18 protein-coding genes are annotated in these 19,830 nt (G+C 51.2%); 8 read left to right on the plus strand and 10 right to left on the minus strand.

Translation table 11 applies throughout. The annotated features are described in order from the left end of the window. Positions 1–93: 93 nt before the first annotated feature. A complete protein-coding gene (locus AAF564_17545) occupies positions 94–933 on the plus strand; it encodes an MBL fold metallo-hydrolase (protein ID MEM8487361.1) in 840 nt (279 codons plus the stop codon). 2 nt (positions 934–935) lie between these two features. Here the strand turns inward: AAF564_17545 and AAF564_17550 are convergent, their stop codons facing one another. Further along, positions 936–1,865: a nucleoside hydrolase gene (locus AAF564_17550; GenBank protein MEM8487362.1), complete on the minus strand. Its 930-nt coding sequence runs from the start codon at positions 1,863–1,865 to the stop codon at positions 936–938. 111 nt (positions 1,866–1,976) lie between these two features. On the opposite strand from AAF564_17550, the gene AAF564_17555 reads away from it, so the two are divergent. The 4 genes from AAF564_17555 (at position 1,977) to AAF564_17570 (ending at position 7,773) form a co-directional block, all read left to right on the plus strand. Further along, complete coding sequence (locus tag AAF564_17555; GenBank protein MEM8487363.1) at positions 1,977–2,174, plus strand: hypothetical protein; 198 nt, start codon at positions 1,977–1,979, stop codon at positions 2,172–2,174. 209 nt (positions 2,175–2,383) lie between these two features. Further along, positions 2,384–3,532, plus strand: a complete 1,149-nt coding sequence (locus AAF564_17560; GenBank protein ID MEM8487364.1) for an alanine--glyoxylate aminotransferase family protein — start codon at positions 2,384–2,386, stop codon at positions 3,530–3,532. Positions 3,533–3,580: 48 nt separating this feature from the next. Further along, the gene (locus AAF564_17565) at positions 3,581–6,511 is read left to right on the plus strand and encodes an FAD-linked oxidase C-terminal domain-containing protein (GenBank protein ID MEM8487365.1); all 2,931 of its coding nucleotides are present in this window, start codon (positions 3,581–3,583) and stop codon (positions 6,509–6,511) included. A 242-nt stretch (positions 6,512–6,753) separates the two neighbouring features. After that, positions 6,754–7,773 carry a hypothetical protein gene (locus tag AAF564_17570; GenBank protein ID MEM8487366.1) on the plus strand — a complete coding sequence of 340 codons (1,020 nt, stop codon included), beginning with the start codon at positions 6,754–6,756 and terminating at the stop codon, positions 7,771–7,773. Positions 7,774–7,796: 23 nt separating this feature from the next. Here AAF564_17570 and AAF564_17575 read toward each other — a convergent pair whose 3' ends face one another. Continuing rightward, positions 7,797–8,039 (minus strand): hypothetical protein, encoded by a 243-nt coding sequence (locus AAF564_17575; GenBank protein MEM8487367.1) that lies wholly within the window; start codon positions 8,037–8,039, stop codon positions 7,797–7,799. A 460-nt stretch (positions 8,040–8,499) separates the two neighbouring features. Then, positions 8,500–8,862, minus strand: coding sequence for a helix-turn-helix domain-containing protein (locus AAF564_17580; GenBank protein ID MEM8487368.1), 363 nt, complete (start codon positions 8,860–8,862; stop codon positions 8,500–8,502). Positions 8,863–8,982: 120 nt separating this feature from the next. Here AAF564_17580 and AAF564_17585 point away from each other — a divergent pair, with 120 nt between their 5' ends. Beyond that, positions 8,983–9,471, plus strand: coding sequence for a hypothetical protein (locus AAF564_17585; protein MEM8487369.1), 489 nt, complete (start codon positions 8,983–8,985; stop codon positions 9,469–9,471). A gap of 175 nt (positions 9,472–9,646) precedes the next feature. Here AAF564_17585 and AAF564_17590 read toward each other — a convergent pair whose 3' ends face one another. The 3 genes from AAF564_17590 to AAF564_17600 form a co-directional block, all read right to left on the minus strand. Beyond that, on the minus strand, positions 9,647–10,630 hold the full coding sequence (locus AAF564_17590) for an ACP S-malonyltransferase (protein MEM8487370.1): 984 nt from the start codon (positions 10,628–10,630) through the stop codon (positions 9,647–9,649). Positions 10,631–10,966: 336 nt separating this feature from the next. Beyond that, positions 10,967–12,526 carry a hypothetical protein gene (locus AAF564_17595; GenBank protein MEM8487371.1) on the minus strand — a complete coding sequence of 520 codons (1,560 nt, stop codon included), beginning with the start codon at positions 12,524–12,526 and terminating at the stop codon, positions 10,967–10,969. Positions 12,527–12,708: 182 nt separating this feature from the next. Beyond that, a complete protein-coding gene (locus AAF564_17600) occupies positions 12,709–12,921 on the minus strand; it encodes a helix-turn-helix transcriptional regulator (protein MEM8487372.1) in 213 nt (70 codons plus the stop codon). Positions 12,922–13,230: 309 nt separating this feature from the next. Between AAF564_17600 and AAF564_17605 the strand changes: the two genes are divergently transcribed. Both AAF564_17605 and AAF564_17610 read left to right on the plus strand, forming a co-directional pair. Continuing rightward, entirely contained in the window at positions 13,231–13,758 is a 528-nt protein-coding gene (locus AAF564_17605; protein ID MEM8487373.1) for a hypothetical protein, read from the plus strand. Positions 13,759–13,899: 141 nt separating this feature from the next. Then, on the plus strand, positions 13,900–14,877 hold the full coding sequence (locus AAF564_17610) for a trypsin-like peptidase domain-containing protein (protein MEM8487374.1): 978 nt from the start codon (positions 13,900–13,902) through the stop codon (positions 14,875–14,877). 14 nt (positions 14,878–14,891) lie between these two features. Here AAF564_17610 and AAF564_17615 read toward each other — a convergent pair whose 3' ends face one another. From AAF564_17615 to AAF564_17630, 4 genes are all read right to left on the minus strand, one after another. Continuing rightward, positions 14,892–15,692: an NAD-dependent protein deacetylase gene (locus tag AAF564_17615; GenBank protein ID MEM8487375.1), complete on the minus strand. Its 801-nt coding sequence runs from the start codon at positions 15,690–15,692 to the stop codon at positions 14,892–14,894. 136 nt (positions 15,693–15,828) lie between these two features. Beyond that, a complete protein-coding gene (locus AAF564_17620) occupies positions 15,829–17,718 on the minus strand; it encodes a long-chain fatty acid--CoA ligase (protein MEM8487376.1) in 1,890 nt (629 codons plus the stop codon). Positions 17,719–18,011: 293 nt separating this feature from the next. Further along, positions 18,012–19,163 (minus strand): quinone-dependent dihydroorotate dehydrogenase, encoded by a 1,152-nt coding sequence (locus AAF564_17625; protein ID MEM8487377.1) that lies wholly within the window; start codon positions 19,161–19,163, stop codon positions 18,012–18,014. A 328-nt stretch (positions 19,164–19,491) separates the two neighbouring features. Next, the coding region (locus tag AAF564_17630) for a tolB protein precursor (protein MEM8487378.1) at positions 19,492–19,830 on the minus strand (339 nt) is incomplete at its 5' end.

A 19,830-nucleotide genomic window follows, 5' to 3' on the forward strand; every position in this document is an offset into this window, starting at 1 on the left:
CCCCGAAACCCCGAAACCCCGAAACCCCGAAACCCCGAAACCCCGAAACCCCGAAACCCCGAAACCCCGAAACCCCGAAACCCCGAAACCCCGATGATCAAACCATTCCAAAAAGACGATGCCTTTCTGGCTGATGTGCGTGCATGTAAGGACCGGGCCGGCTTTCGAGCATGGTGGGTTGGACAAAGCGGATTCCTGGTGCAATGGGATGGCCGACACTTGTTATTCGACCCTTACCTGTCGGATTCTCTGACAAAAAAATATGCAACTACCGACAAGCCGCACGTCCGCATGACCGAGCAGGTAGTTGATCCTGCAGCACTCGATTTTATCGACGTCACCACCTCAACCCATAACCACACCGACCACCTGGATGGTGATACGCTGAGTCCCTTGCGAGCGGCCAATCCTGACTTGAAATTGGTGATGCCAGAGGCAAATCGCGCGTTTGCCGCTAATCGGTTACAGTGTGAGGAAAGCTGGCCAGTTGGACTTACAGCAGGTGAATTTGTTGACGTTGCCGGCTTTACATTTCATGGCATCCCGGCAGCGCACAACGAGCTGGAAACCGATGATGCCGGCCGACACAAGTTCATGGGGTACGTGGTACAGTTTGGCCCGTACAGTGTCTACCACAGCGGTGATACATTATGGTTTGACGGGATGGTCAACTGGCTCAAAAAGTGGGAGGTGGATATTGCCTTTTTACCCATTAACGGGAATAAACCGGAGCGGCGCGTGGCCGGTAACCTGAACTGCGAAGAGGCAGCACAACTGGGCAAAGAAATTGGCGCCGGCTGTGTGATCCCGTGCCACTACGAGATGTTTGAGTTTAACACAGCCTCACCTGGTGTATTTGTAAATACGTGTGAGCGCATTGGACAGGAATGCCGTGTGCTCGAGGCCGGCGAGAAAATCGAAGTGGTAAAGTAGGTTTAGCGGACCGCTGCGTGTAGCATTTCAAGGAAACCGGCGCGGCTTACTTCTAGCACAACCTCCGTATTGGCCGGGTCTGTCGTTGCACCTACGTGGTCAACAACGGTTTGCCCCCTGCACAACCTGCTCTGCGTTTCGATGGCAACGGGCAAGCGTGGTGCTGCGATAATGAGGTCGCGGTTTAGCGCTACAGCCATGGCAATCGGGTCCGGTAATGAAAATCCGGGCAGGCCCAGTTCTTTAACCGAGAAGTCCTGCAGGGTATGCTGGATGTCCATGCAGAAATGCGCCAGCGCTGTATCGATCCCTTTTACCTCTGCTACATCAGCCGGCTCGAACACGGCATAGGTTCGCGAAATATCCCAGCCGACCATGGTAAGGCGAGCGCCGGATTCGAATACAATCCGTGCCGCTTCAGGATCAACCCAGATGTTAAATTCAGCTACCGGAGTAATATTTCCTGGTCCCTGTCCTGTACCGCCCATGACAACCACGCCGGCGGCCTTTTGCGCAATCGAAGGGTCCTTGAGTATCGCCTGGGCAAGATTGGTCAGTGGTCCGAGGGTGACAATTGTCACTTCACCGGGGAAGGCATTGACGATATCTACGATGGCATCGATTGCGTGTTTAGGTTGTGGGTTGAATCCATTCAAGGAGAGTCCGATGTCTCCCATGCCATCGTTGCCATGTACAACTGTAGCCGTTTCAAGCGGACGCAATAGCGGCTTGGCAGCACCCTTATACACGGGGGTATCGCTGTTACACAGCTCCAGGGTGTAGCAAGCGTTTTGCACGCCCTGATCCACCGGCACATTGCCGGCAACAACGGTTACGGCTTCTATATGATACAACGGATTTTTTGCTGCCATCACCAGCGCCACAGCATCATCTGACGCTGTATCCGTATCTATCAATAGTCTTTTTTTCATACCATCGTATGTGTTTTGATTCGTCCGTAACCGATTGTCAACCTTGCCGTATAGCCAGTAAAGCTATTAAATTCGTACGTTTCAATTTCCATAAACGAACCATTGAAGCCCATGCCTGCCACTGAACGCAATTGGAAATCAACCACCAAAAAGATTTTGAACAATGGCTACCTGTCTTTTGGCGCAGGCCTGGTTGTTGGATTGTTCATCGATAACTGGACGCTTGTGCTGGTTATTGCGGCCGTGATCTGGGGTGTGCAGTGGTATACGAAGCAAAAAGACGAAGATGCAGCGGAGCCTGTAAGCTAACGGAGACGGGCGTCGAAGGTGGGGTTGTTGTGATTTCGGTTTGTTGTGATTTCGGGAACTGCACACTTGCCGGGCATTTCGCCCTCACTCCTCACTCCTCACTCCTCACTCCTCACTCCTAAAACCCCGGTTAAAACGAAGCAAGCGCTTTTCCTTCTTCTGTCCTAAATTAGGGCACGATCACAAGAACACGGAAAACATTGCATCACATGACAACCACGCCGGCTGTAAACGAAAAACACCGCATCCAAACCAAACAGCTTGAGGTATCTCCCAGGCTGCTCCTTGGCCCCGGACCCTCCAACGCCCATCCACGCGTATTGCAAGCGCTGAGTATGCGGCAAGTAGGCCATCTCGATCCTGAGTTTATAGCCATCATGAACGAAGTGCAGGAAATGCTGCGCTATGTATGGCAAACAGAGAATCAACTAACCATTCCAGTAAGCGGCACAGGGAGTGCAGCGATGGAAGCGACTGTGGCGAATACCGTAGAGCCCGGCGACAGTGTGCTTGTAGGATGTAATGGGTATTTTGGCGAACGGCTTTGTGATATGGCCGGCCGATATGGCGCTGAAGTGCATCGCCTCGAAAAAGGCTGGGGCCACGCATTCGATCTGGATGAAATCCGGAAAGGCATGGAAGCACACCGTCCGGCTGTGCTCATGCTTGTGCATGCAGAAACTTCAACAGGTGCGCGTCAGCCGCTCGAAGGAGTAGCGGATTTGTGTAAGGAGTTTGATTGCCTGCTGTTAATTGACTCTGTAACCAGCCTTGGTGGCGTGCCCCTTTTCCTCGATGAATGGGGGGTAGATGCTGCTTACAGTGGCACCCAGAAGTGTTTGAGTTGCCCGCCAGGACTCTCGCCGTTCACCCTCGGGCCCCGTGCTGTCAAAAAGCTGCAGAACAGAAAATCAAAGGTCCCCAACTGGTACCTTGACATGTCGCTGGTATCCAAGTATTGGGGCGATAGCCGTACGTACCACCATACAGCACCAATCAACATGAACTACGGCTTTCGTGAAGCCTTACGATTGATCACGGAAGAGAGCCTCGAAGCCCGTTGGGCGCGCCACCAGCAGAATGCTGAACGCTTCTGGCAAGGGCTGGAAGCCATGGGGATGTCTTGCCACGTAGACCACGAAATCCGCCTGCCGAGCCTTACAACAGTCCGTGTACCGGATGGTGTGGACGCCAAGGCAATTGCCAGAAAGCTGCTTCTTGAGCAAAACATCGAAATTGCTGGCGGACTCGGCCAGCTTGCCGGCAAGGTGTGGCGCGTTGGGCTTATGGGATACAACAGCCGGCCTGATAATGTTGATCGTCTGCTTGCAGCACTGGCGCGGGCATTGAATAGGTAACCTGTCCGCCTTTCCCGCTCTGTGTCAACCCCTGAACCCTCGTAAGCCATGCAGCAACCTCCCTCTTCGTTGCCAGATTTCCTGGCTGATCTGCGTAAACAGGTCAACGGTGCCCTTCGCACCGATACGTATAGCAAAGTGTTGTACAGTACGGATGCCAGCATCTACCAGGTGATGCCGCACGGTGTGCTGGTGCCCGAGCATGTTGAGCACGTACATGCTGCAGTGGAGCTTGCTGCCAAATACGACATCCCGTTGTTGCCGCGGACGGCCGGCAGCAGCCTCGCCGGCCAGGCGGTCAACGAGGCAGTTGTCATCGACTTCTCCAAACACATCAACAACATCGTTGAAGTGAATGAAGAAGAGCAATGGGTACAAGTGCAACCCGGGATTGTGCTGGATGAACTGAACATCCATCTTCAGCAGTATGGTTTGCAGTTTGGCCCTGACCCGGCAAGTAGCAACCGGGCCGCCATGGGTGGGATTGTCTCGAACAACTCGACGGGCAGTCACTCCATCATGTACGGCATGACCACCGATCATGTGATGGCGATGGATGTGATTTTGGCGGACGGTGCCCAGGCGCACTTTGGTCCGCTCTCTGATGCTGAACTCCAGCAGCGATGTGAGCGATCCGGACTTGAAGGCAAGATCTATCAGCAGATGACGGCGATGGTGGCTGACCCCGCCAACGAAGAAATCATCCGTACCGGCACACCAAGGCACTGGCGCCGTTGTGGGGGCTACAACCTCGATCGCCTCATTCAGGGCGGGGTATCGTTCAAATACCCGCAGCGCGATGATCGATTTAATCTGGCCAAAGTTGTCTCCGGTGCTGAGGGTACCTTTGCAGTGATGACAGGCATCAAGTTGAATGTGGTGCGGAAGCCAACAAAAACAGCGCTGGCTATTGTGCACTTCGACAAATTATTCGAGGCGTTGCAAGCCGTGCCTGTAATTCTTGAAGTTGATCCTTCAGCTATTGAACTGCTAGACAACCTGGGGCTCACCCTGTGCAGGGAAGTGCCGGATTATGCGCGCTTGCTAGATTCCTTTATCGAAGGGTCCCCCAATAGCGTGTTAATCACTGAGTTTTATGGGGAAAGTGAGGCAGAACTCAAGTCAAAGATCGACCGGCTGAAAACGCACCTGAAGCAGCAAGGGGTGCCGAGCGGCGCTGTTGTGTCTGCGTTTGATGCTGACCATCAGGCCAAGGTCTGGAAGGTACGCAAAGTTGGTCTTGGATTGTTGATGAGCATCAAGGGCGACCATAAACCGATTCCTTTTATCGAGGACGCGGCTGTGCCCGTTGAACACCTGGCGGAGTACGTCACAAAAGTTGAGCAGTTTTGCAATGACCGCGGTACCGACGTTGCGTATTACGCGCACGCCAGCGCCGGTTGCGTGCACATCCGCCCCCTCATCAACACAAAAGAAGCAGCCGAAGTATCAAAGCTCCCTGAGATCACTTCTTTTTCGGTTGATTTGCTGAAAGGGTACGGCGGGTCGTTGTCGAGTGAGCACGGCGACGGTCGCGCGCGAAGTGGATTTAATGCGCAATTCTTTGGTCCTGAGCTGTACGGCCTGTACAAGCAAGCCAAAGATATCTTTGATCCCAAAGGTATTCTGAACCCAGGCAATGTGGTCAACGCCGGCCCAATGACCGAAAAGCTGCGGTATGGCGCCGGTTATGGAGTGATGAGCATCAAGGACCACATTGATTTCAAAGCAGACCAGGGATTCCATCGGGCGGTTGAGATGTGCAACGGCGCCGGCATCTGTCGGAAGCGTACAACCGGGACCATGTGCCCCAGCTTTATGGCTACCCGCGAAGAAGAGCACAGCACCCGCGGCCGGGCAAATGCGCTGCGTGCAGCCCTCTCGGGTAACCTGCCTAACAAGGAACTGACGAGCAAGCGGATGTATGAGGTGATGGACCTGTGTATTGAGTGCAAAGCGTGTAAGGCAGAGTGCCCGTCGTCAGTCGACATGGCCAAAATCAAGTTTGAGTTCCTCGCGCAATACCACGAGGCCAACGGGACCCCCTTCCGCACACGACTCTTTGGCAATATTGCCGGCCTAACCCGTTTAACCAGTGGATTGCTTGCCCCAATTGCCAACTTCACCACCCGGTTAGGGCCCGTACGGTGGGTGATGGACAAAGTGCTCGGGATCAGTCGTCGTAGAACGCTGCCAGCTTTTGCACGGCATTCGTTTGTTAACTGGTTCGAAAAACGCGGTGAGCAGCCGCCAGCAATCGATAAAGTGGTGTTGTTCAACGACACGTTTAACACCTACAACAGTCCAGAAGTAGCCATTGCTGCGACAGAGGTACTCGAAGCGGCCGGCCTTCAGGTCATTTTGCCCGGACACCGGTGTTGCGGCCGGCCTATGATTTCCAAAGGGCTGGTTGAAGAAGCCCGGAAAGCGGCTGCGGATACTGTTTCGAAGCTGGAGCCTTACGCGCGCGCTGGCATTCCAATTGTTGGACTTGAGCCCAGTTGCCTGCTTTCTTTGCGTGATGAGTATTTACACTTGTTGCCAGATAACCCGGCAGCGCAGCTGGTTGCAAGCCAGGCTGTGATGTTCGAAGAGTTCATCGCCAGCCTCGCTGATGCCGGCAAACTTGCTTTGCAGTTCAAAGAGAAAAAGCAGCGCTTGCTATTGCACGGCCACTGCCACCAGAAAGCCCTTGTGGGCACTACGCCGAGTAAACAGATGCTATCATTGCCGGATGGCTATACCGTCGAAGAAGTGGATTCGGGATGCTGCGGGATGGCGGGCTCTTTTGGCTACGAAAAAGAGCATTACGATATATCGATGACCATGGCAGAGCGCCGGCTGCTACCCGCTGTACGCAGCGAAAAAGAGGATACCGTACTGGTTGCAGCCGGATTTAGCTGCCGGCACCAGATCAAAGACGGTACGGGGAGGGTTGCTTTACACCCCGCTGAAGTGATAAGAAATGCCCTAAAATAATACACAATCGATCTACATAAGCAGACGCTTAGATTATCCAAAAGCGCATATTTTTGAAATACGCGTTCCATATCATGGTCCTGTACTTGTGAGATCCGACAAGCGTACCCTCCGTTTTCCTGATCGACTAACCGCGATAGCTTGTCTGTTCCCTCCTGAATTTTACAGTACAACCACTCTTTGTAAAGCAGACCCGCGCTTGACCTCCCTTTCGTTCAGCTTCCCTTTTTTCCAAGTGGGAAATGCAATACAAGTATTATTTAATCAGCGATTGGGCGAATCCGGCCAATCCGCTGATGACCGATTGGCCTGTAGAAGGCCGCGTAGAAGTGCCCAATTGGGACCCTGATCCTGTACAGGATGGTGGGATCCGTGGATATTTACACGAACCCGCAACGGCAGAGCAAACGACGTTACGCCTGGATGAATCGCCGGTAGAAACGAGTCTTGTACTTGCCCCTTCAAAATGGGTTGTACTGGGTTCGGATGAAATTGTACGGTTGGATGACCAGCGTGCAAAGTGTCCGTGGGGCATGGTGCTACATTGTGGCAATCGGCTGAGTGCATTGGCTTTTGTTGATATGCTGCGCACGCGCCAGATTAAGTACGAATATCTTGGCGACAAAGGCCATCGCAGTCACTTGTTTATTGCCAGACCTGGGATTTCACTGACAACTTGCGCAGATGCACTCGTCATTGGCGGTCGAAAAACGACCATCGAAGGAGGCGATCAAAGTACATTGGTTGGCGGCCGGCAGGCCCATATTTCTGGCGGCAATCGAACCATTGTATCTGGTGGCAAAGGAGCAAAAGTAGCCGTAGGTAACAAAGCCATTATTGCCGGCAATGACCACGTTGAAGCGGCCGCAGGGCACTCCTCAACGGTAATTGGCGGATACAAAGCGAATGTGAATGCCGGGACGTTGTCCACAGTAGTTGGGGGATACAAATCAACTGTTTCTGGTGGTTATGGCGCTACCGTAGTTGGCGGAGAGCAGGCAGTTGTGGAAGGGGGAGACTATGCAACTGTCATTGGAGGAGATCGGTCACTGGTGCGGGGTGGAAAGTATGCCCAGGTATTTGGAGGGGTGGATGCTGTTGTGTGTGGCGGTGTGGATGCGACGCTGCGGTTGGCTTATATCAACGAGGAAGGTGATAAGGAAACCTCAACAGCCTATGTTGGACGTTATGGCATTCAGCCTGACGTGTGGTACATGTTTAACGGAACAGACTGGTGTCCGGCGGAAGTGCACGAATCTTGATGTGGTGCCCGGCAAGCCTGAAATTATACGGCGTCTAATACCCTGATATGCTGACACTGCGTTTTATGCTGGACTTGCTGTAAAGGAAGGGGTGCGTGTAGCTCTACACGGAAGGTAGGCGTATCGTTTGCGTTTTTGATAACGGCACTGCTGTTCACTGCAATCAGCCGTGTCAATAGAAACACAAACAGGAAGATGCAGAGAAACAGGATAAAGATGAAATAGCGAAAGGCAGGAGTTGAATTCCCTTTGCGTTCAATGGCCATACGGATCTTGTTTAGCAGCTGGCAAAGTATCAGCAGGCGGGGTATTGCCGGCTGAACCGTGGGAGGCCAAGGGGCTAAAACATATGCTCAAAGACGGGGGCTGCAACAAGCATTGTTGCGCCTTAACGTTAAGCAATAAAAGTGTTCAATGTGACACAAAACCCTTGAGACTTTGTATCTGAACAACCACCGGGGACATTGTATAAATCATGCCACAGCCAGGCCGCGGCAGACAAAGAGAGGATTTAAATTTAAGAATGGATTGCCAGCCGGGCAAATCGGTACGTGGGTATTAGTAGGGCTGGTACGAAAGGGTGGGGTATAGCGATAAAATCATCGCTAATTGTGCAAGTAGCCGGTTTTGTGGATTTCAAAATTCATGAGATGCCGTAAAAAACAACTGATTTCTGGTTCAGAGAAGAAGAAGTTTTAATTTAATTATGACGCCGTGGTCGTCATTTTACGCATTCAGCGCGTCATATTGTTGTCGCGCAGCATAAACTGATTTCATGTTGACTTCTTGCCAGGTATCGAGGTTTTTGAAAATATCGATGAGTGTTTCTGTGAGTTCAGTCTTCGAATAATATACTTTGACAGGACTGGTGAAAGTAACCTGACGCATAAGAAGTCCGTCACGTTCTAACTCACGCAACGCTTTTGTCAACATCCGTGAGGAAATCTGTGGTAAGAGCCGGCGGATCTCATTAAATCGTTTTGGTGCATCCACAAGATGCCAAAGGATACTGGTTTTCCATCGCCCATTGAATAAATCCACCGCAGATGCTATCGGGCATCTCATCCCATCTTCCTTAACTGTTTTCATTTTTTTCAGCTTACACAATTGTGACCTGATTACGCGTTGACAACCTGGTTACAGGCGAGACTCTTGAATAAAGTTGCTTTATAAAATATACTTAGTTATTAGATAAAACCTACAGGAGACATGAGCAACATACTAAGCCTTACTGTACGTTCCGGCGAGAAGCCAGAGACTACCAGCAGATTGCCGCATTCTCAATTAACCCAACATGGTCCTGACCATATCATTGAAAAGCTGCATGCGTGGTGTTTTTCATTGTCCGGTGTTGCAAATGAGCCTAGCGGCATCTCTGTACCAGGCGCGCGTGCCTTGATTCTGCATGACAGCATTAATTGCAATCATGAGGCATTTATGATAGGTCGAGAATTTGCGCATATACATCCCCATCCTGATAACGGTAGCATGCATGTTAAGCTACCGCGTGAAGATGCTTTGCAAGTGACTGAAAAAGGTTGGGGGGAAGATCATTATCTGGTAACACAGGGGCACTATCCTATCGGATTAGTGATGGTGTTTTCCCCACGCGATGTGGACGAATTGGAGATAGTAAAAGCTATTGTTAAGAAATCCTACGAGTATGCGACGGGACAATCTCTACCAGCAATGAATTAATGAGTCACTTCAGAAAGATCAGGTTTTGTTCACCCGCTGCTACGTTTGGGGAAATCAACGCCTGCGCCGTGCCTGAATGCCCCCCTCCAGGTATTGGTAGAGAAAACCTCCTCTGCACTTTGTTTGGGACGCATGACAAATCCATGCGTCCCAAACAAGTATGACTTATCTGCAATCAGGCAGAAGTAAGGATCGTGTTTGTGGTCTTTTCAAGCGTAGGCAGATTAATCGCCGGGTGGTAAACACCAGTTTTGTCAAGTCCCTTGTACGCCCGCTTTGTGATACTCTGCAAATTTGGACGCTTCTCCGCCGGCCCTTCGCCTTTCCCAATGCCGCCACCAAATTCGATGATGAAATCCACCCCATCGTTGATGGCCCGCTCAATACTCCAGATCCATTTCACAGGATTGAAAAGCTGGAAAAAGAGGGCTGATTTGATGGAATCCGTGTTATCTGTGTGGTAATCGCCCGTGTAGTTGGACATTACCTTGCACGCCGGCGCATTAAAGGTAGCTGCATCAAGATCTGGCCGGAAAGCTTCTGCAGCTGTTACCATGAGGTAGGTGTGGAATGCCCCTTCCGTATTCAGCGGGATGCCGCGGTGTCCCAGCGTAGCAGCGTATTCTGCCATGGCGGCGAGGTCTTCTTCGGTACCTCCTACAACCGTCTGCTCTGGCAAATTACAGCCGCCGATACCGCAGTAATAGTTGTCAGCAAAAGGCCGCACGGTTTCCAAATCCGCTCTAAACGCCATCATTTTGCCGCGTCCAAAGGTGCCCATGAGTTCACCGCGTCGCTGTACAAGCCGTAAAGCCGTTTCAAAGCTCAATACACCGGACGCAACCAGCGCGGAGTATTCGCCCAGGCTGTGGCCGGCGGCATAAGCCGGCTTTATCTGGTTATCCGTGATCGATTTGAACGCTTCCAGGCAGGCAATACTGTGGGTGAGGAGTGCCGGCTGCGTGAAACGGGTTTTGTCAAGCTGTTCTGCAGGTCCCTCAAAAGACAATTTCTGGATATCAAATCCCAGGATGTCGTTTGCCTGCTCGTAGATTTCGCGAACAGGGGCAAAGGCTTCGTAAATATCGCTGCCCATGCCAACGTATTGGGAGCCCTGTCCGGGAAATATAAACATCGTCTGTTGGTCAGACATACTCATGCTATTCAGTGGGTTTATGAGACTCTCCGCTTGTGGGAGGGAAATTTGGCGTTAATATCAAACACCCAACAAGAAACTGTAACACATCAACGTTGGCGAAAAGCCGGCGCTCTGTGTACAGGTATCCTTGTCGGGTGCTTGGGACGCCCTAAGATAGGCATTCCTGTATTGGGTTGAAAATAGGCAGTGGGTTAAACGGGGTTTTGTCTATCTACATTCGCGTTGGACCTAAAAAAGTGCGAGGATTCCCACCAAATGTGTGGCGTTGTGTGGTGGAAGCTTTTATCGAAGCGTATTCCTGAACAAAGTCCAGTTTATAGACAGTTCAGGGTTACACTATTGGACCAGCTTGACGGCTGTCTGATGCACCACTTCTGCCATTTTGGGGCTTAGTGCGTTGGTTTCTTCGTAATGGTGGTCCCAATCGTGAGAGTCTAGATATGGGGTTGTGGGGTGCAGGTCAAAATTGAATGCCGGTATAATGTATCCCGTAAAGTCCTGCGTAACACCGAGGATCATGCGGACGCGCGTATCGAGCAAGTCCCGCAGGTACGGTGGCGCCGGCGCCTGGCTGAGGTCTTCGATACCTGTATTGTTGACCGACCAGAGGGCATCGAAGCCGCCCGGGGTTGCTGAGCCATCATACCCACCAATAGCCAGCTCAGGGTGTAACTCGCCGGGCACGGATAACATGGAAACGTCGCCTATCCGCAGATAAACCATTTCACTTTTTAGGTATGTGGCTGTCTCACCCGGTACTACGGCATCGCTTATGGCGGTGCCGGTTGCATCAAAAAGTTGGCGTTTGATGGTGCCAGCATTGAACAGTGCCTGAAACCCTGGGTGCTCCAGCGGAAGCAGTACAGCGGCCGACCGGTGTTCAATAGCAGGTACGTCTACTGTCTGGCCAGTTTCGAGGGCCTGTTCGGTTAAATCACTCAGGATGTTACCTAGGGCGCCGGCTTTTTCATACGAACATTGGCCACAGGCTTCAAACGTGCTGTCCTGATAGCTGAAAGCAATGTTGTTAGAGCCAATTTGTCCGCCCAGCGCACCCTGGAAAAATACTGGAACGGCATCCGGGTGGCGTGCTTTCTGCGCTTCGCGCCACGCCCCCACGTAGTCTGAACTTATGGAAACCCCATCAATCACTTGCTCTGGATGGCTTGCCCAATTGATTAGCGTGGACAGGACGTGGTTGTGGGAAACAGATTTGAACCTGATTACGGCCAACTGATCATCAATAATAACCGGATCACGCTGGTCTATCTGATAGGTATCTAGCCCTGTATTGAGCGTAGCTGATTCCATTGTAGCCAGCTGAAGGCTTGCAACAGCATTGACAAGTGCCTCAACAACTTTGTCGCGTACAAATGCCATGTATGTCTCATCAACGCCTGATTCAACAGTTGATGGGCCATATATGCCAACCGTGTCAGGACCTTCGTGGGTGTGCGAGGATCCCATGATTACCATATCCAGGCCGAGGCCCGGGTAATCCCTGTGTGATCGAATCAACTCTAGTTCGGTAAAGCTGTGCCCAAACGTATCGAGGCCGAACATGCCAATACGCTTCCCACCATATTCGAAAACTACAGCGTTTACATACAAGTCGTCCTGGATAGCAAGCGCCGGCCGGCGGACATCGTTGGCAATCCACAGCGGATCAAATCTGCCATTGCCATTGGCGTCGTCGTAGGGTTCATCGTCTTCCCATCGATTATTGCCATTGTAATCGAGATACGTCTCTCCCAATTCCGGTGTGATTACCAATTCTGAAGCACCTACACGCAGCATTTCCGATGAAGGCGCAGGATTGCAGCTTGAATTGGTCCCTACCATGATGAGGCAGAGCGTTAATAGGATGCGAGACTGAATGTTGCCCGAATAGGTCATGCTATTGCTTGATCATCAAAATAATCCCCAACGCGTGTCAACGAAGACGGATGTAAATGCGTATTTCGTAACATAACGAAGGGGATGCATGTGACCAAGCAAATTTTTTAGGGTTTTGAGTCAATCTCGTATAAATAGGTGATTTACGATCCCCCAAAAAGTCTTATCCTATTTGAAGCGACTTAGTCAATGATTTTGGCCCGCAATGCTTTTGCAACTGCATGCATGCCCGTATTGACGTCCAGCTTACTATAAATATGCTGGGTATGGCTATTAATTGTGTTGGGGCTGACAAAAAGAATGGCGGCTATTTCTTTTTGCGTATGGCCGTCTGCCATTTTGCCAAGTACTTCGAGTTCACGTTTGGTCAGAGAATAGTCGTTGTGGTATTTCATGGTCGTGTGACGATGGGTTTAAGAATCGGTCTGACCACGATATGAACATTATTAGGCGCGTATTTGCCGTAAAGTTAGCGATTTGCGAACTGTCGTAATTCGTGATGTTTTTGTCGGAAAGTGTCCACTAAACGCTGCATTGTGTGGTTGGATGTTTACAATTTGTGGTTAGAATCCCTTCGCTAAGCTGATAAACATGTCATTCTGACAGGCAAAAACAGTTGGTATGGTTTTTCCTCTGTATTCCATCACATACAATAATCACAACTGCAGCACAGGCTTTGCTGGCCAGATGCTGACCCAAAACAAATGATTGGAGACAGACAATTAGCCAAACTGGTTAAAGTTTTTACAGAAGCACCCTCGAGCAAGTACACACAGGAAGACATCGCTATCACATTCGGCGAAGCGCGCATCAAGTATGTGCCTGGGTTCGATGATTTTGATGCAACAGGTTTTGTCGATCGGGCGGTCTATGGAAAACTGATGCTGGATGCTGCCACGTTGGCTGCAGGTACGCTGATTGAGAAGAGTTTTGTTGTTAATGAGTCATTTAATCTGTATGCAATGAAGCCAAAGCGGGATGGCCAGTTGATTGCTGTTGCGCGCCTTGTACATGCGCAGCAGAACCGATATACGGTAGAAGTTCGTCTTCTCGACAAGGACGGGCATGCTGTTGCTTCTGGTCATGGTACGTTTGCATTGTCAAAACAGGGTGTTCGTGACATGGATGCTGCTGCAGTGGATCCTGCTTTGATGGATGATGAAGCCGCTACAGAAGGTGTTGCTTATGGTAGCCTGTGGCGTACACCTTTTGGGTATGTACACCAGAATTAGGTAGCATTAACGAATTGCCGGCCCTTATCTGCCTTAATGGTATCCCCACGGCTGGCGGCAGTACGCACGCAAGACACACATTGACCGCTGTTTGCACGTGGAGCAGACGCGTAATGATCTACCCACAAGATGGAGCGTGTTATGTCTTTGACGCAAGATAGCGTAACTGGTATGGAGTCTTTGGAAAATGATCGTGACTTGCTGGATGCCTATTCCTCCGCAGTCACAGCAGCGGTGCGCCGTGCAGGGCCTTCGGTTGTCAGTATTTCTGTAAAAACTGGAAAGTTCTGGCGCCCGGGAGGAAGCGGGTCCGGGTTTGTGTTTACGCCAGATGGATTTATCCTTACCAACAGTCATGTAGCCAGTGGTGCTGAGCAGATTGTTGTCAAGTTTGCAGATGGTCAGCAATTTGACGCTGAACTGGTTGGAGATGACCCGGATACCGATCTGGCGGTCTTGCGTATTCATGCGCCAGATCTGAAACACCTTGAACTCAGTGACTCAAATCAAATTCAGGTTGGACAGGTAGCCATCGCAATAGGTAATCCGTATGGTTTCCAGCATTCTGTAACTGCCGGCGTCGTAAGTGCCCTGGGGCGGTCGCTTCGCTCGCAATCCGGTCGCATGATTGATGATGTGATCCAAACCGATGCTGCCCTGAACCCAGGCAACTCGGGTGGGCCGCTGGTTGATTCGCGAGGCCGGGTAATCGGACTTAATACCGCCATGATTATGCCGGCACAAGGGATCGCTTTTGCCGTGGCTGTAAACACAGCCCGCTATATTGCCGGCAAATTGATCAAACATGGCCGGGTGCGGCGCGCCTCAATGGGAATTGCCGGACAAAATATCGATCTCCCGCAGCGTCTGCAGCGTAAATTTGAGCTGGCTGAATCGGGCGGGATATTGCTGGTAGATGTACTGGCCAATTCGCCGGCGCGCAAAGCCGGCCTCAGAAAAGGAGATGTGTTGATTGGTTTATCAGGCGAACGCATTGCCTCCATCGAAAACCTGCTCAAATTCATTACCGAAGATTCAATCGATCAGGTTATTTCTATGCGATTGATCCGGGATAACGAAGAGCTATTTACAACCTGTAGTCCGGAAGAAGCCCGGTAGCGCCGTTGCATTATTCAGGCTGCCTGGTTGAGCAACGTGGTGGACAGTGCGGTAAGGCACGTACTTGCTTTTGCCTGAATGGCCAGGCTGGCGTGTTTGTCGCCCCTGCTTTCTCCAAGGTTTACAATGGCAATGGGCTTTTGCTGCTTGTGTGCTTTTAGCACAAAGCGGTAACCCGAGTATACTGCAAGGGAAGATCCTACAACGAGCAGTGCCTCTGCTTCGTCGAGCATTTGCCACGCAGCATCTACGCGTGGGGCGGGCACATTTTCCCCAAAAAAGACGACGTTGGGTTTAAGAACACCCTCACATAGGGCGCAGGAAGGGACCCGGAAGAGCCGCGTTTGGTCAGGGTCAATTTCTGCATCGCCATCTGGCGCAAAATCCGAAGGTTTGCCTTCCCACGATGGGTTCAGGGAGGAGAGCCTATGCTGGAAAGTTTTGCGCTGCTCGATGTTCTGGCACTGCAAGCAGCAGACTTCTGAAAGGGTGCCGTGGAGTTCAATAACACGGTTGCTGCCGGCTTTATGGTGTAACCGGTCTACATTTTGGGTAATGATGCCATTGATAAGTCCGGCCTCTTCGAGTTGAGAGAGGGCTGTGTGTGCAGCGTTGGGTGCAGCATTGTCCACCCGGGTCCACCCGATGACACTGCGCCCCCAGTATCGCTTGCGGGCTTCAGGATCGGTTACAAACGCTTTGTATTGGATGGGATTACGCGTTTTGTGCCGGGTTTCAGGACCCCGGTAGTCGGGAATGCCTGATTCGGTGCTGCAGCCGGCACCCGTGAGGACCACCGTGCGTCTGCCTTGCATGATTTGTGCTAATCGCTGGATTTCCATGGTTAAGTCGGTAGACAGGAAGCTTAATAGCGCAGTCAGGGTGGCAGGATTAAACCCACGACCTCGTCATCCCGAACGACGCGTGCTACCGGGCTCTGCCACATCCCTATCAGGCAAATACGCCGTACATCTCTTCGATGGTCTCTGCGAACTCTTTTTCGATGACTTTACGCTTCAATTTCAACGTAGGCGTCATCATGCCGTTTTCCACTGTAAAAGGCTCCTTGACCAGCCGGAAGCCCCTGATTTTTTCGTGCGCCGCTGCTTTCCTGGAGTATGTTTTGAACTCCTTCTTGAACAGCTTCTGGATTTCTTCGTGCTCCAGCAGTTCAGAAGGTTTGTTGTAGGCTAGTTGATTGTCTTTGGCGTGCAGAATGAGCATGTCCATGTTTGGCACGACAAGGGCGGTTAGATACTCTCTTCCTTCTCCGATGATCATCACCTGGTCAATCAGGCCGGCTGTTGCAAACTGCTCTTCAATTGGGCCCGGATAGATGTTTTTCCCACCGCGCGAGACAATCATGTGTTTGATGCGGTCGGTGATCTGGAGGTAACCGTTCAGGAAGCGGCCTACATCGCCTGTATGGTACCATCCTTCGTCATCAATGGCTTCTTGCGTTGCCTGGTCATTTTTCCAGTAGCCTCGCATGATGTTTGGGCCGCGGGCTACAATTTCGCCGGGCTCTGTTGTCAGCTTAGACGGATAATCTTCGCCAGTCAGGTGCCCAATGATTTCTGTTTCTCCGAGTCGCTGAATCCCTACGGTTACGCCAGGCAGAACGTAGCCTACAGTGCCATAAAACGGATTGGCCAGGGGTGTAATGGTAAGCGCCGGCGAAGTTTCTGTAAGTCCATAACCTTCGATGATGGTGACACCAGCCGCCTGAAAAAACTCTCCGATGGCCTTGGGCAGTGCAGCACCGCCAGAAACGGCAAACCGCAATTGTCCGCCCAGCTTCTCATGGAGTTTGGCAAACACGAGCCTATGACTCAAGGCTTTTTTCATTTTCATGAATGGCCCGATTCGGCCGCGGTCCACCAGCGTAGTGGCTGCTTTTTTGCCCGTATCGATTGACCAGGAGAAAATTTTCTTTTTGATGGATGAGCCTTCTTCTACCGACTTCGCGATGATGTTGTACATCTTTTCGAATAGACGCGGCACGGAGATCATTACGGTTGGCTTTACTTCGCCGAGGTTTCTGCTAACCGCGTCAATGCTTTCTGCATACGTGATTTTTGCGCCGCAGGCCATTACCGCAGTGTAGCCGGCCGTGCGTTCAAATGAGTGGCACAGCGGAAGGAAAGAGAGGTGATGATCATCGGGGCCAAAAGGTACAACTTTGAGCGCAGACTTGGCATTGGAGCACAAGTTGTCATGGGTTAGCATAACACCTTTCGGATTGCCAGTTGTGCCACTGGTATAAATCAGCGCGCACAGATCGTCACTTTTAACTTCGTCGGCAAGCGGATAAAGCGATTCCTGGTTTTCTGCCCAGTACGCCTTCCCTTCAGCCATAACATCATCCCAGGCACGTACATAATCCGGGTGATCTCCGCGGAGTTCGCTCATCGTGATTATTTCAACCAGATCCGGACAGTTGTCAAAGATTTCTTTTGCTTTGCGCAGCTGAATACCTGTAGAGACCACAAAAATTTTGGCTCCCGAGTCTTTCATGATGTATTCCACCTGAGACGCCGGCAGCGATGTATACAGCGATACATTGACGCCGCCAATATGGTGCGTGCCCTGATCGGTATAGGCCCATTCAGGTCTGTTTTCAGAGAGGATCGCTACCCGGTCGCCGGCTCGAATGCCTTTTTTGTGCAGATAGCCGGCCATGCTATGCACCTCATCCTGAAAAGACTCCCAGGAAATATCGGTCCATTCTTTGGTTTTCTTGTCTTTATACCCCAGGGCAGCCCGCTGCTTTCCAGTATAATGCGTAGCAACGCGGCGAAACATCTGGGGAAGGGTATCAAAGTCTACAAGTGTTGGCATAGCAGGCAAGGAGTTTGAACGGACACGCCTAAAGGTCTTGCTTTATTAGCGAAAAATTACAGTGTAGCGGCCAGTACACTTCGCAAAACCGTTACTGGTTTTGAAAGGGTGAAAAAGCGCTTTGTTCTGTAGGGGTTTGCCAGGTGGATAAAAAGCAAACCAAACCCTGTCAAAAAGGATACTTATGGTCGATTTTTCAGTTTCCTAAGGTAAGCGCCTTGTTGTCGAATGGCAATTCGAATCTGCTTCAAAAGTGAGAAACAACGCCCTGTAATTGTACCGGGCGGGTAGCTTCAGGCTGCCATTGATTCCAGTACTTCTTCTGAAATCGGGTTAGGTGGTAGTTTGCTGTCAATTCCAATTACCTTGTCTATCGACGCAAATCCGTCCTGACGTAAGAGGCGTACGAGGCCTTTTTTGATTCTTTTGACAACGCCAGGGCCACGATAGACAAGCCCGGTATACAGCTGTACAAGCGATGCGCCGGCACGCAAGTTGGCATAAGCTGTTTCAGCAGAGTCAATGCCGCCTACAGCTATGATGGGAATATCGCCACCGGTTTTTTCGTGGAGGTATTTTATCAGCCGTGTTGTACGATGGGTAAGCGGTGCCCCACTCAAACCACCATTTCCAATTTTGCGCAGGGCTTCGGGTGCGGTGCTCAGGTTTTCGCGGTCGGGGGCCGTGTTGGTTGCAATAAGGCCCTGCACGCCATACTTGAGTGCAATCGCGACGATCTCTTCGATGGCGCTATCAAATACAACGTATTGCGAGAATGTGGGGGAAAGCTTAATCAGGATCGGTACGTCGAGTCCCATGTCGTCTCGGTCGGCCATAATGGCTTCGAGCAAGGACTGCAGAGAAGAAGGCTCTTCGAACGTTTTGCCCTCTGTTGTATTGGGGCAAGAAATATTCAGGACCACATAGCTCGCCATCGACGCCATAAGACGGAATGTATGCCTGAAATCGAGAAGTGCGCCGTTTCCTACAATCGAGGGGTCATGGGTTTTGGCGATGTTGATGCCCATTGGAGGGAGTTGGTCGAGGGACAGGCGCTTCAGGCGCCGGCTGATTTCCTCAGCCCCCTCGTTGTTTAATCCCATGCGGTTGATTAGTGCACGATCTGCCGGCAACCGGAATGCCCGGGGTTTTGCGTTGCCAGCAGTTGCCCTTGCACTGACAGAACCAACTTCACAAAAGCCAAAACCAGTTTTCGACCAGAAGCGGACCAAAACGCCGTTTTTGTCAAATCCGGCTGCAAGTCCCACGGGGTTTTCAAAAGTCTTCCCCCAGATGGTTTGCCGCAGCATGGGATGCTCAAAAGAGAACATGGGCTGGACAATCGAGGGAGAAATTCCCTGCACAAGGCGCGCAGCACTCATCGCAACGTTGTGCGCGCGTTCTGCGTCCAGTCTGAACAATAATGGCCGGAAAAAGGCGTACATCTACACAAAATTTCTGAAAGTGACAGATACAGAGCGTTATCAGGAAAAGAAATCCATCTCAGGGTATACGCGGGCAGTTGGGGCCTGTGTCAAATACAGTGTGAGGAATCCTGTAATTCAACAGGCCGGCCTTGCGTGCGGGCTGGGTCTGCACACCTCGGCAGACAGGGATTACTGATAATTCAATTAGAATAACTGATGGGGGATGGACTTGTCAAACGAGGAGCTGATTTCTCTGATAAAGTCTCCACGAAAAAACCCTCGTGCGTAATTACACGAGGGTCCGTTTCGAGAAAATTAATCTGTTTGTCTTTAGCTGATGGCTTGGTTACCAGCCGGGAATAAGCTGGAATCCGATATGGGCACCTTTGTCGGGCCGCTGGAACGGATAAGCATAGAACAGCTCAAGAATGGTATAGCCAAACAGGTTGAAGCGTGTAGATACACCGGTACTGAATACGGGCACCTGCTCTGCTATAAGTGCCGTTGCTACGGTGCCATCTTCAAAAGTAACCTGCTCTTCCCGAATACCATCGCGATCAAATTTGAGGAGGCTGAAGAAGTCATCCCCATCATCCCAGGCAAGGCCGGCGTCAAAGAACAGGTTGATTTCGGTTGGGAGGTACGGGAAATTGATCAACCCAAATCCGCTTGCACCAAAGAGCGG

Source organism: Bacteroidota bacterium (assembly GCA_039111535.1).
Classification (GTDB): Bacteria; Bacteroidota; Rhodothermia; order Rhodothermales; family JAHQVL01; genus JBCCIM01.